Origin of the sequence: Leifsonia stereocauli (assembly GCF_038432415.1) — a bacterium.
In the GTDB taxonomy this organism is placed as follows: Bacteria; Actinomycetota; Actinomycetes; order Actinomycetales; family Microbacteriaceae; genus Orlajensenia; species Orlajensenia stereocauli.
The window spans coordinates 151,591-163,857 of sequence record NZ_JBCAUN010000003.1 but is presented as its reverse complement, the minus strand read 5'-3'; the positions used below and the strand labels follow the sequence as shown (position 1 = coordinate 163,857).

Here is a 12,267-nt window from a genome sequence, read left to right as displayed (position 1 = left end):
CGGGCCTCAGTTAGCGGGGACCACTGCTCGCCGAAGCACTTCGACCGCGGACTCCGTCCGGGCCTCAGCGAGCGGGCACCACCGCTCGCTGAGGGCCGAGCGCAGCGACCGCCCGAAGCGCCTCAGGGCGCCAGGGGCGCGCCGAACCTGACCCGGGTGCCGAAGGGGTCACGCACGAGGGAGACGCGCTCGCCCCACGGCTGGTCGGCGGGCTCCTCGTCGACGGGGAAGCCGGCTGAGCGGACGGCATCCGTCGCCGAATCGACGTCGTCGACGTAGATCCAGAGCAGCATGCCACCCACCGGATCCGGATGCTCGGTCAGGCCGATGCCCAATGCGCTGGAGCCGAGTTGGAGGGATACGTAGACAGGCTCAGTCTCGTCTGGGAAGGCGTAGCGCAGCTCGCCGCCGACGATGTCGCGATAGAAGGCGAGGGCGGCAGTGAGGTCGGGGACTTCGAGGATCGCGAACGCCGACTGGATCATGCCGACAGCATCTCTCCGGTGCGGGCGGAGGTCAACCCCGGCCCGCGGAAGGGGAGTGCGGGGCGAGGCGCTACTCCTCCGTGCGACCCGTCAGCCGCAGCTCCTCGAGATCGAGCTGGGACTGGATGCGGCGCAACACGATGTCGTCGATGCGCTGCTCGTCGCGGAGGTTCACGATGGTCTCGCGCTTGAGCTCGAGGGCGGCGAGGCGCAGGCGGTTGTACTGCTCCTTCTGCCGGGTGGCCTCCTCGTCGGGCTCGTCGGAGGCGACGGCCTCGAGCACCTCGATGTGATGCTCGGTCTCGGCGAGCACCTTGTCACGCACGCTGTCTTCGATGCCGAGCTCGTTCGCCATGCCCGGGATCGCCTCGACTGCGGCCCGGGATGCCGCCAGCTCGGCGAAGTTGCGCTCCTCGTCGATGCCGTCGTCGGCAGGGAGGCGTGCCCACTTGATGATGAAAGGGAGCAGCGGCCCCTGCACGCCCAGAGTCAGCACGATCACGATCGTCGTCACGAACACCACGAGGTCGCGGTTGGGGAACGCATCTCCCGAGGCGATGACCGTGGGCACGGCCAGCACGGCGGCCAGCGAGACGGCGCCACGGAATCCGGCGAGCGACGACATCACGAGACCTCGCCGCGACGAGCGCAGAGTGCGCTGGTACGGCCGACGATCGACGAGGCGGATGACCACTGTGCTGAGCATCACGAACGCCGCCCGGATGACGATGAGCGCGATCCACACCACCACGCCGAACACCACGCCGAGCCCCAGCTGCGACGGCGGCAGCTCGCGGATGACCACCTGAACCTCGAGGCCGATCAGTACGAACAGCGCCGCATTGAGCAGGTAGGTCGAGACGGTCCAGAACGACTGCGCCTGGTCGCGCGCCTCGGGCCCCGCCACACGCGGCGCGATGCGAGCCATCACCAGACCGCACACGACGACCGCGAGCACACCCGACGAGCCGACGACCTCGGCGATGAGGAAGGCCGCGAAGGGGGTGATGATGAGTCCGACGTTGCTGATCAGCGGCATCCGGATGCGGAAGGCCAGCGACCCGAGATAGCCCAGTGCCACGCCGATGGCGATGCCGCCGACGTAGGAGACGAGGAGCGTCCACGTGATCTCGAGCGGCGTGATCTCCTGCCCGCTCACCGCGACGGAGACGACGAGGGCGTAGATGACCAGCGCCGTGCCGTCGTTGATGAGGCTCTCGGCTCGGAGCACGGTGCGCTGGCGGCGGGGCAGGGAGCCTGCGAGCTCGCTCACGGCTGTGGCATCCGTCGGCGCCAGAACGGCGCCGAGCACGAGGGCCACGACCCACGGCAATCCGAACCAGGTGCCGACGATGGCGACGCCAAATGCCGTGACGAACACGAGGAGCGTGCCGTTCAGCAGGATCACCCGGATGAAGCGGCGGATCTCGCGCGTCGACGTGGTGAGGCTCTCCCAGAACAGCAGCACCGGGAGGAACAGCAGGAGCACGGCCTCGGGCGGGAGCTCGATCTCGCGGAAGGCCGGGATGAAGCCGAGCAGCACGCCGAGCGGAATGAGCAACACGGGCGTCGTGACGCGCAGCCGTGCCGCGATCAGCCCGCCGACGAGAATGGCGAGTCCGATCGCGACGATCACTTCGAGCGCGAGCATGGGACCCAGCTTGGCAGGATCGGGGGTGGCGCCGTTGGGGCTTGCGCGGTTGGCCGGATCCGGTCGGTGCAGGGCGGCTGCGTGACGGCGCCCGCATCCGCCGCTACGCTCAGCCACATGGCTGATGATCAGGACCGATCCGTACGCACCTACACGACGCTGTTCGTGATCGTGGGGCTGATCATGCTCGTCGTCGGCGTGCTGAACCTCGTGACGACGGATGACAACGCCCTGCTCGCCTGGGTGATCATCGCGTGCGGCGTCTTCAACATCGGGCTGGCCGTGCTGTTCCACCGCCGTCGTCGCTAGGGCCGATCATTCGCGATCGCTGATGCCCGGACGCAGCCCGCGGCCGAAGCGCAACGGAGCGGCCCTTCTGAGCGCTTCGGGCGGTCGCTTCGCTCTGCCCTCAGCGAGCGGGTGCTGGGTTCTACCGTGTACGACGGATGCGGGCGGCTCCGAGGAGCATGACGCCCAGAAGGGTGAGCAGCACTGCCGCCCCGACCGGGCCCCACGGGTCGACACCGGTCGATGGGAGCGTGCTCGTTCCGCCGTCCGCTGTGGTGTCGGTTCCGTTTCCGCCCGCGCCACCGCCATCGCCACCGCCGTCGCCGTCGCCACCGCCGTCCCCGCCACCGCCATCGCCACCGCCCGTGCCGCCGCCGGCCGTGTTGATGATCGAGCAGGAGACGTCGTCACCCCAGTCCACCGTGACGGTGTCTCCCGCCACGGTGGCGCCGGTGCAGACCCAGTCCCCGGCGGTGTAGCCGTCGGGGCCATCCGTTTCACTGAGCACGTAGTCGCCCGGAAGCACCTCGGCCGACGTGACGGCCGTCGATCCGGTCGCGCCGGCGATCGGGGTCGGACCCGCCGCAGAGAGCACCCAGTCGGTCGGAGAGGCCGCCCCGCCCGAGACGACCTTCACCAACGTGAGCTTCGGATCGGCCAGGTCGAAGGTGTTCACGATCGTGCACGTCACGTCATCGCCGGCCTCGACCGACACCACGCCGTCGACCACGCCGGCTCCGTCGCAACTCCAGTCGCCGGCGGTGTAGTCGGCGGGACCACCGGACTCACCCAGCGTGTAGTCGCCGGGATCGACCGCGGCATCCGTCACCGCGTCCTCCCCAGACGCACCCGTGATCGGGGTCGGACCGGTGGCCGAGAGCTCCCAGTCACCAGCATCCGCGTCGCCCCCCTCGACGACCTTCACGAGAGTGAGCTCCCCCTGGCTCACGGCAGTCGAGCAGCTGAGCTCCGCTGCGAACGGGAAGTCGTGCACCTCGCGGGGGGTCGTTCCGACCGGACCGCCGGAGCCATGGACCAAGCTCGCACTGATGACATTGCCCTCGATGTTCTGCGTGACCCTCCAGCGCAGGTCGGCGCGCGGGGCGTAGATCGTGCCCTCCAGCGAGTCCCCGCCGGTGACTGTGATGGTCGTGGCCGTCGGGAAGTTGTACAGGATGTAGGGCGCCTGCGCCGAGGAGACGCCGGGGGAGTTCGGCATGGTTCCAGTGAACGAGTCGCCCGTGACGTTCACGAGAAGAGGTGTCGTCGGCGTCGGCTCGTCGTCGAAGGCCAGCTCGCCGAGGGCGGCGAGGTCGTCGGCCGTGATGGTGAGAACGTTCGTCTGGCCCGTGGTCAGGCTGACGTGACCCCGGGCGCCCGCGGCGAACGGCGACGCGAGAGGCGCGCCCTGGTCATCCGTCAGCACGACGGTGTTCGGGCAGGTGCCGAGATCGGTGGACAGTCCGCGATAGGTGTCGAAGGCTGCCGGGATGTCGATGAGGCTCGACGGCACCGGAGTGCCGATCGAGGCGGGCGTCTGCCGGGAGGTGCCCTCGACGCGCGGCATGGCTTCGGCCGCCGCCCCGGGCTGGGTGATGCGCCAGTCGATGGGGGTGTTGTTCTGGTCGAGGTCATGGGCGAGGTAGGTCGAGGTGTCGGCCACCTTGGCGTATCCGCCGTTGAGCACCCGCAGGATGTTTCCGCCCGACTGGGAGAAGTCCATGCCGCCGCCCACGTACAGCGTTGTCGGAACCGTGTCGCCAGGAGCGATGAACGTGGGGGTCACGGTGCCGCCGCCCGCCTCGACGTTGTACGTGACCCCGAAGGACAGGTCGCCGCCGAGGGCGAGGGTGCCCTCGGACTCGTCGGCGTTCAGGAAGACGTCGCCCTCGACGAAGACCAGGAACCCACTGTTCGCCGGATGCGCCGGCGCCGTGCCGATCGGCACCCGGACGGGATTGACCGGGCCGACATCGGCGGCCGCGGGAGCGACAGCCCCGACGAGTCCGCCGAGGACGGCGGCACCGGCGGTGAGCGCACCCGCGAGGACCAGGGCGATGGGACGAGCCGAGCGGTGGCGCATGTCCTCATGCTCGCATCGACATGCTGGCATGACAAGGGTCGCCGATTCGGCCACAAGAGATCGCCGAGAGTAGAACCGCTGAGGGCAGAACCGCCCTGCGCGGAAAAGGTGGAGCCGCGGCATCCGTTCACCGGACAGTGGACTGCATGAGCACAGACACCGCCATCCAACCCATCGACCATGAACTCGTCACGCGGCTGTTCCAGAACCGCGTCGTGATGCTCGGCAGCGAGCTCGACCAGAACCTCGGCAACAGGCTCTGCAGCCAGCTGCTGATGCTGAGCGCCGAGGATGCCCACGCCGACATCGGCTTCTGGATCAACTCCCCCGGCGGATCGGTGTCGGCCATGCTGGCGATCCGCGACGTGATGCAGGCGATCCCGAACGACGTGTCGACCCTCGCGATCGGCATGGCGGCGAGCGCCGGGCAGTTCCTGCTCACGTCGGGCACTCCGGGGAAGCGGTATGCGCTGCCCCACGCGCGCGTCCTGATGCACCAGGGCTCCGCCGGCATCGGCGGAACCGCCGTCGACGTCGAGCTGCAGGCCGACGACCTGCGCTACACCCGCGACCTCGTGCTCGGCATCATGGCCGATGCCACGGGGCAGAGCGTCGAGACTCTCACCGTCGACTCGCTCCGCGACCGCTGGTACACGGCGGAGCAGGCCCGCGACTACGGCTTCCTCGATCGGGTGGTGTCGAGCATGCCCGACATCTATCCGCGGACGTTCGGGTCGCTGCCGATCGGACCGCGCGCATGAGCACCTACACGATCCCCTCTGTCGTCGAGCGCCGCGGCAACGTCGAACGCTCGCTCGACGTCTACAGCCGCCTGCTCTCGGAGCGCATCGTCTACCTCGGCACCGAGATCGACGACGGAGTGGCCAACGTGCTCATCGCGCAACTGCTGCACCTCGAATCCGAGAGCACGGATGCGCCGGTGAGCCTCTACATCAACTCCCCCGGCGGCTCGCCGTCGGCGATGCTCGCCGTGTACGACACGATGCAGCACATCCGTCCACTGGTGGCGACGACCTGCGTGGGGCAGGCTGCTGGCCCTGCGGCGGTGCTGCTCGCGGGAGGGGCGCCGGGCAATCGCGCGATCCTCCGGCACGGGCGCGTGATCCTGCACCAGCCGTCGACTCAGGGGCAGGGATCGATTCCGGATCTGATCATCCACGCCGACGAGGTGCTGCGGGTGCGCGCTGAGCTGGAGGAGGTGCTGGCGGCCGATACCGGGCGCGACCTGGCGTCGCTCAGGCGGGACACCGACCGCGACCTGATTCTGCCGGCGGCCGCTGCGGTGGAGTACGGGCTGGCGGATGCGGTGGTGGCGACGCAGCGGGCTGGGTCCCCCGCCTTACCACCCGCTCGCTGAGGGCCCCGCGGAGCGGGGCCGAAGCGCATCACGGGCGCGCGCTCGGGAGTTGCGCTTCGGCCTCGGACTTCGTCCGGGCCTCAACGAGCGGAGAGCTGGCGGCGGTGGATCAGGCGGCGAGGACCACGTCCATCCCCGAGTAGGAGATCGACACGGCACCGAACGGCGCGATCGGCTCCTCGGGCGCGCTCGGGAAGCCGGGCTCCGGGGCGATCGGGATGCCGGGTTCGGTCGGCGTCAGCGGGAAGTCCGGCTCGGTGGGGGCATCCGGAGCACCGGGATTGTCTGGCGCATTCGGCTCGGACGGGATGAACGGCGGCTCCGGGGCCTCTGGCACGCCCGGGGCACTCGGCTCGTCGGGCACGGGCGGCACGTCGGTCACACCACGTGCGGGCACGGTTGCCGACGACGGGCGCGAGCGCAGCAGCGCACTGAGTCGCCGCATCCGTTCGCCGTCTCGGCGTTCGATCATGGCGCCGACGCCTGCCGCGATGTCGTGCAGCGTGAGGCCGAGCGCCTCGGCGACGGCGCCGAGGATCTCGCTCGACGGCTCCTTGCGTCCGCGTTCGATCTCGGAGAGGTACTGCGTGCTCACGCCGGCGGCTGAGGCCACGTCGGCGAGGATGCGGTGCTGCTCGGCGCGCGTCTCGCGGAGGAAGGCGCCGACGAGGTCGCGCCAGAGCGGCTCCCGCTGCGGGGTCGGCACCTGGCGTTGCGGCTCGCGCTGCGTCAGCATCGTGAACGTGTCCAGTCGGCGGATCGGGATGACGGTACCCATAGCGCGAGGCTAGTTCGCGGGCGCCGCCACGTCACCCCTATCCGCTCAGAGCAGAACGGATCGGTGCAGATCGGCGAGACGCTGGGCGCCGACGTCAGACCCCGAAGCGCCCCGTCAGGCGGCTGTGGAATCCGGTGCTGCGCTCATCGAGCCCCTCGATCGTGACGGCGGCCCCGTGAGCGCGGTACTTCGTCTCGATGGAGTCGAGCGCGGCGACGGTGGAGGCGTCCCAGATCTGGGCCTGGCTGAGGTCGATGGTGACGGATGTCGGATCGTCGGCGTAGCTGAACCTGTCGACGAGGTCGTTGCTGCTGCCGAAGAACAGCGGCCCGAGCACGTCGTAGTGCACGCTCTCTCCGTCGTCGCTGAGGGTGCGCTCGACGGTGATGACGTGGGCGACGCGGCGGGCGAAGAGCACCATCGCCAGGATCACGCCGACGATCACGCCGAGGGCGAGGTTGTTCGTCGCGACGACGACGACCACGGTGACGACCATGACGAGGGTCTCGGGGATCGGCATTCGTCTCAGAGTTGACGGCTTGAGGCTGTGCCAGTCGACGGTGGTGATGGCGACCACCATCATCACGGCAGCGAGGGCGACCATGGGGATCTGGCCCATGATCGAGCTCAACGCCGTGACGAGGAAGAGCAGGAAGACGCCCGCGACGACGGTCGAGATGCGGGTGCGGGCGCCGCCGGTCTTGACGTTGAGCACGGTCTGGCCGATCATCGCGCAGCCGGCGATGCCGCCGTAGAAGCCGGCGAGGATGTTCGAGACGCCGAGCGCCCACGACTCACGATTCTTGTGCGACGGGGTGTCGGTCATCTCATCGACGAGCTTCGCCGTGAGCAGGGTCTCCATCAGGCCGACGAAGGCGACACTCAACGCCGTCGGCAGGATGATCTGCAGCGTCGCGAGGTTCAGGGGCACCAGGAACGGGGTGATGCCGGGGAGCTGCCCGGTGAGCGGCCCTTCGTCGGCGACGTTCGGAACCGTGATGTTCGCGATGATGACGACGGCCGTGACGACGACGATCGCGATGAGCGGTGACGGCACCGCCATGGTGAACCGCGGCACGATGAAGATGATCGCGAGCGTCACCGCGAAGAGCACGTAGGCGAGCCAGGGCACGTTGATCACGTGGGGAACCTGCGCAACGAAGATGAGGATGCCGAGGGCGTTGACGAAGCCGATCATCACCGACCGCGGAATGAAGCGCATCAGGCGGGCGAGGCCGGCGAGGCCGAAGGCGATCTGGATGAGGCCGGCGAGGATCACCGTCGGGAGCACGTATTCGACTCCGCGCTCGTGCACGAGCGGTGCGATGACGAGGGCGACGGATCCGGCGGCCGCCGTGATGACGCCGGGGCGACCCCCGAGGATCGACATCGTGAGCGCCAGCACGATGGAGGCGACCAGGCTCACCATCGGATCGACCCCGGCGACGATGGAGAACGAGATGACCTCGGGCACGAGCGCGAGCGTGGTCACCATGCCGGCGAGCACCTCGCGCGACAGCTGGCGCGGGGACCGCAGTGCGGTCCGGACGGTGACCGGGGTGAAGATGAAGGCTGGGCGCGCGGCAGCAGGCATGAGTTCGAACTCCGACTGGGTGGCTCCGGGAGAGCGCGTTGACGAGGTGGCGGTGGTGAGCGCAACGTCGCGCGGGAGTCCACTCCGGGCGGCGGCGACGGCGGGGTGGGGGAACGGATGCGGCAGCCGAGTGCGCGGCCGCGAACGCACAACACTACAAGGTCGGTCCGCTCGCCGACGCGCTGACCTGGCGGGGTCTAAGTGTCCTGGCGGGGGCAGGAACCTCCGCCGTGACACCTAAACCCCGCCGAGTAGGCGAGGGATCCGTGGCCGGCACCTCGGCGAGCGGGGGCTGAGGCGCTTCGGCCGCGGACTCCGTCGGGTCCTCAGTGACGCGAGGGCCGCACCACCAGGCCGGTGCCGCCGCCGCGACGCACGGGCTCCGCGGCCGCCGTCAGCAGGCCCTTCCGCCCGACCTCGATCGCCGCCGCCGCGCCGATCTGCGCGGCCGACGTGAACTGGTCGCCGGAGGGCACCAGCACCTGGCCATAGGGCGCGAGCGCGGCACCGTAGGCGGTGATGAACTCGGGCTCGGCCGACGTCGTGGGACCGTTCCGCTGCGACGCCCTCGGCGCCGCGACGGCCTCGGGCAACGTCATGCCCAAGTCGATGCGGTTCATCAGGATCTGCAGCACCGTCGTTATGATGGTCGCGCCACCGGGCGATCCGACGACGAACTTCACCTTGCCGTCGTCGAGCACGATGGTCGGCGACATCGACGACCGCGGCCGCTTGTTCGGCTCGATCCGGTTCGGGTCCGTGGCGTTGTAGACCGTGCTGAAGTCGGTCAGCTCATTGTTGAGCAGAAAGCCGCGCCCCGGAACCACCATGGCCGATCCGCCGGTCTGCTCGATCGTGAGCGTGTAGGCCACGGCGTTGCCCCATTTGTCGACAACGGAGAGGTGCGTGGTCGAGACGTTCTCGGTGTCGGCTGCCTCCTCGAAGGCGACGGATGCGCATCCGGCGACGTCGAGCGCTCCGGCTGGAACCGGACGGGCAGAGGCGGATGACGGGTCGATGGTGCAGTCGCGGGCGTCGGCGAACTCCTGGCTGAGCAGCGTCTCGGTCGGAACGTCGACGAAGGCGGGGTCACCGAGGTACGCGGCACGGTCCGCGAAGGCCCGCGCCGAAGCCTCGAGGTAGAGGTGCAGGGCGGCTGCGGCATCCGTCGACGACAGATCGTGGTTCTCGAGGATGTTCAGCGCCTCGCCCACCGCGATGCCGCCCGAAGACGACGGCGCCATGCCGTAGACGTCGAGGCCGCGGTAGTCGACCTGCGTGGCCGCCTGCTGCACGACCTCATAGGCCGCGAGGTCTGCCGTGGTCATGGTGCCGGCCGGCGCGGGGAGGGTGGAGGCCGGGTCGATCCGCGGATTCTGCACCACGTCGGCGATCTCGGCGGCGAGCCTGCCCTGGTAGAGCGCGTTCGGTCCGCGAAGGGCGATGAGCGCGAGGGTCTTGGCCAGCGCCGGGTTGCGGAAGGTGGTGCCGACCTTCGGGGCGTCGCCGCCCGGGAGGAACAGCTTGGCCGTGTCGGGGAACGCGGCGAAGCGCGCCTTGTTGTCGAGCGTCTGGTTGCGGAAGGTGTCGTCGACCGGGAAGCCCTTCGCGGCCAGCAGGATGGCCGGCGCGAGCATGGACGAGAGTCGCTTGGTGCCGAACTCGTCGAGCGCGGCGTCCCAGGTGGCGAGGGTTCCCGGCACTCCCACCGAGACGCCCGAGGAGACGAGCTGCGGCGTGAACGGGTAGGGCGCTCCGGTCGCGGGGTCGATGAACGCGTCGGGGGTGATGCCTGCCGGCGCGGTCTCGCGGCCGTCGATGGTGCTCACCTCGCCCGACTTCGCGTCGAAGTAGACGAAGTACCCGCCGCCGCCGATGCCAGCGCTGTAGGGCTCGGTCACGCCGAGCGCTGCGGCCGTGGCGACGGCGGCATCCGCCGCATTGCCCCCGCGCTTCAGCACCTCGATGCCGACGCGGCTCGCGGATGCGTCCACCGACGAGACGGCGCCCCCGTACCCCGTGGAGGTGGAGGTCGTCGGGTTCGATCCCGGATGGCCGCCATGGCCGCCTCCGTTTCCGGTGACGGATGCCGCTGAGACCGTCGCGCTCTGCGACTGGGCTGTCGCCGGAGCGACCGTGGCGAGAGCACCGAAGGCGAGCGTGCCGACGGTGGCGAGCGCCAACCGCCGAAGCATCGGACTCCGACGTTCTGCCGATGTGTGTGCAGCGTTGATGACCATGAACTTGTCCCCCGAAATGGTTACAGTGCGGTCTTCCTCACGGTAGACCCGGGCGACGGATGGGACAAGAGCCCGATGCGGTGCCACACTGTGGACATCGCCTCATCGTCGAGAGGATCCGCCGTGTACATCGCCCTCGTTCTCGCCCAGACGCTCGTGCTTCCGCTGGTGTCCGGCTTCATCCAGCTCGTCGTGGCCGGCGGGGATCCGCTCGTGGTGTTCGGCATCTGGTGGGCGTTCTGGGGCGTCGGCACGCGACTGTTCGTGGCCGGCATCAGCCAGCTGGCGAATCCCGGGCGCACCACGAAGGGCATCCTCGGCATCGAGGACGAGAGTGCTGAACTCGTCGTGCACGAGCTCGGGTTCGCGAACCTCTGCCTGGGATTCGTCGCGCTCTTCGCGCCGTTCGTTCCGGACTGGGGCATCCTCGGTGCGCTTCCCGGCGCGATCTACCTCGGACTCGCGGGCTTCAGGCACATCCCGAAGAAGGGCAAGAACACCGATGAGGTCGTGGTCACGTGGACCGACATCCTCGTGTTCGTGGCGGTTGTGGCGGGGATCGTGCGGATGGTGACGCTGAGCTGAGCGCGACAGGAACGCGCTCTGGCCCACTCATTGCGCTCGGGCCCACAGTGGAACGCGGGCCGGTGCACCGAAAGTGGGCCGAGCATTAGACAGCGCTTCGACCGAGGACTTCGTCCAGGCCCCAGCCAGCAGGGGCGACCCTCAAGCCGACCCGCGCACCACCAGCTCGGTGGGCATCGTGAGCCGCGCTGCCGGCTGGCCGTCGATGACCTCGAGCAGCATCCGCACCATCTCCCGCGCGATGCGGTCGAAGGGCTGACGCATGGTGGTGAGCTCGGGCGAGGTGCGCGTGGCGATGGGGGCGTCGTCGAAGCCGGCGACGGCGACGTCGGTGGGCACGGTGCGTCCGGCGGCGCGCAGCACGTCGAGGGCGCCAGCTGCCATGAGGTCGTTGGCGGCGAAGACGGCGTCGACATCCGGATGCCGCTCCAGCAGCGCGCGCATGGCCCGCTCTCCGCTGGTGCGCGAGTAGTCGCCCTCCTCGACGAGCGACTCGTCGAAGTCCTCGCCCATCTCGAGGCGGTACCCCTCGAGGCGCCCGGTTCCCCCGGAGGTGTCGAGAGGTCCGGCGATGTGGGCGACGCGCCTGCGTCCGAGGCCGCGCAGGTAGACCACCATGTCGCGCGCACCCTCGAGGTCGTCGGCCGAGACGTAGCCGATGCGACGTTCGTAGCCGAGCGGGATGCCGCAGGCGATCACCGGGATCTCGGCGGCCACGAGCTCCCCGAGGAAGCTCTCGCGTCCGCGGTGCGACGACACCAGCAGGGCTCCGTCGACGTGGCCGGCGGTGATGAACTCGGTGGCGCGGCGCTGCTCGTCGTCAGACCCGGCCATCAGCAGCACGAGCGGAAGGTCGCGCTCGGCGAGGGCCTGGGCGGCTCCGCGCATGAGGGCGGAGAAGTTCGGGTCCTCGAACAGGCGCTCGTGCGACTCTGTGAGCAGGAACGCGATGGAGTTCGCGCGCGCCGTCGCCAGGTTGCGGGCGTGCGGGTTGGCCCGGAAGCCGGTCTTCTTGATGGCCTTCTCGACGGCGGCTGCGGCATCCGGGCTCACCCAATGGCCGCCATTGAGCACACGTGACACCGTGCCGCGCGAGACGCCGGACTCGCGCGCGACGTCCTCGATGGTCGGGCGCTTGCGCGGGGTGCTCTCTGCCACGGTGTCAGCCTAGGGGCGGTCGGGCGG

Annotated in this window: 11 protein-coding genes; 4 read left to right on the top strand and 7 right to left on the bottom strand. The window is 69.6% G+C overall.

Annotated elements, in window-relative coordinates:
• Window positions 1–122 precede the first annotated feature (122 nt).
• A complete protein-coding gene (locus tag AADV74_RS14880) occupies window positions 123–485 on the bottom strand; it encodes a VOC family protein (protein WP_342115489.1) in 363 nt (120 codons plus the stop codon).
• A gap of 70 nt (window positions 486–555) precedes the next feature.
• Complete coding sequence (locus AADV74_RS14875) at window positions 556–2,253, bottom strand: Na+/H+ antiporter (protein WP_342115486.1); 1,698 nt, start codon at window positions 2,251–2,253, stop codon at window positions 556–558.
• On the opposite strand from AADV74_RS14875, the gene AADV74_RS14870 reads away from it, so the two are divergent.
• A complete protein-coding gene (locus AADV74_RS14870) occupies window positions 2,254–2,445 on the top strand; it encodes a hypothetical protein (RefSeq protein WP_056165233.1) in 192 nt (63 codons plus the stop codon).
• 121 nt (window positions 2,446–2,566) lie between these two features.
• On the opposite strand, the gene AADV74_RS14865 is transcribed toward AADV74_RS14870, so the two are convergent.
• Window positions 2,567–4,507, bottom strand: a complete 1,941-nt coding sequence (locus AADV74_RS14865; RefSeq protein ID WP_342115482.1) for a collagen-binding domain-containing protein — start codon at window positions 4,505–4,507, stop codon at window positions 2,567–2,569.
• A gap of 146 nt (window positions 4,508–4,653) precedes the next feature.
• Here AADV74_RS14865 and AADV74_RS14860 point away from each other — a divergent pair, with 146 nt between their 5' ends.
• Together AADV74_RS14860 and AADV74_RS14855 are read left to right on the top strand one after the other, a co-directional pair.
• On the top strand, window positions 4,654–5,268 hold the full coding sequence (locus AADV74_RS14860) for a ClpP family protease (protein WP_342115480.1): 615 nt from the start codon (window positions 4,654–4,656) through the stop codon (window positions 5,266–5,268).
• Window positions 5,265–5,885: a ClpP family protease gene (locus AADV74_RS14855; protein ID WP_342115479.1), complete on the top strand. Its 621-nt coding sequence runs from the start codon at window positions 5,265–5,267 to the stop codon at window positions 5,883–5,885. The genes AADV74_RS14860 and AADV74_RS14855 overlap by 4 nt, the downstream gene beginning before the upstream one ends.
• Window positions 5,886–5,994: 109 nt before the next feature.
• On the opposite strand, the gene AADV74_RS14850 is transcribed toward AADV74_RS14855, so the two are convergent.
• The 3 genes from AADV74_RS14850 to ggt all read right to left on the bottom strand — a co-directional run bounded on the left by AADV74_RS14850 (window position 5,995) and on the right by ggt (window position 10,452).
• Complete coding sequence (locus tag AADV74_RS14850) at window positions 5,995–6,663, bottom strand: helix-turn-helix domain-containing protein (protein WP_342115478.1); 669 nt, start codon at window positions 6,661–6,663, stop codon at window positions 5,995–5,997.
• A gap of 94 nt (window positions 6,664–6,757) precedes the next feature.
• Window positions 6,758–8,257 (bottom strand): SulP family inorganic anion transporter, encoded by a 1,500-nt coding sequence (locus tag AADV74_RS14845; RefSeq protein WP_342115477.1) that lies wholly within the window; start codon window positions 8,255–8,257, stop codon window positions 6,758–6,760.
• Window positions 8,258–8,583: 326 nt separating this feature from the next.
• Window positions 8,584–10,452, bottom strand: a complete 1,869-nt coding sequence (ggt, locus tag AADV74_RS14840) for a gamma-glutamyltransferase (RefSeq protein WP_425287312.1) — start codon at window positions 10,450–10,452, stop codon at window positions 8,584–8,586.
• A gap of 168 nt (window positions 10,453–10,620) precedes the next feature.
• Here ggt and AADV74_RS14835 point away from each other — a divergent pair, with 168 nt between their 5' ends.
• Window positions 10,621–11,082 carry a hypothetical protein gene (locus tag AADV74_RS14835; protein ID WP_342115474.1) on the top strand — a complete coding sequence of 154 codons (462 nt, stop codon included), beginning with the start codon at window positions 10,621–10,623 and terminating at the stop codon, window positions 11,080–11,082.
• Between the two features lie 141 nt (window positions 11,083–11,223).
• Here the strand turns inward: AADV74_RS14835 and AADV74_RS14830 are convergent, their stop codons facing one another.
• Window positions 11,224–12,240 carry a LacI family DNA-binding transcriptional regulator gene (locus tag AADV74_RS14830; RefSeq protein WP_342115472.1) on the bottom strand — a complete coding sequence of 339 codons (1,017 nt, stop codon included), beginning with the start codon at window positions 12,238–12,240 and terminating at the stop codon, window positions 11,224–11,226.
• Between the last annotated feature and the right edge of the window lie 27 nt (window positions 12,241–12,267).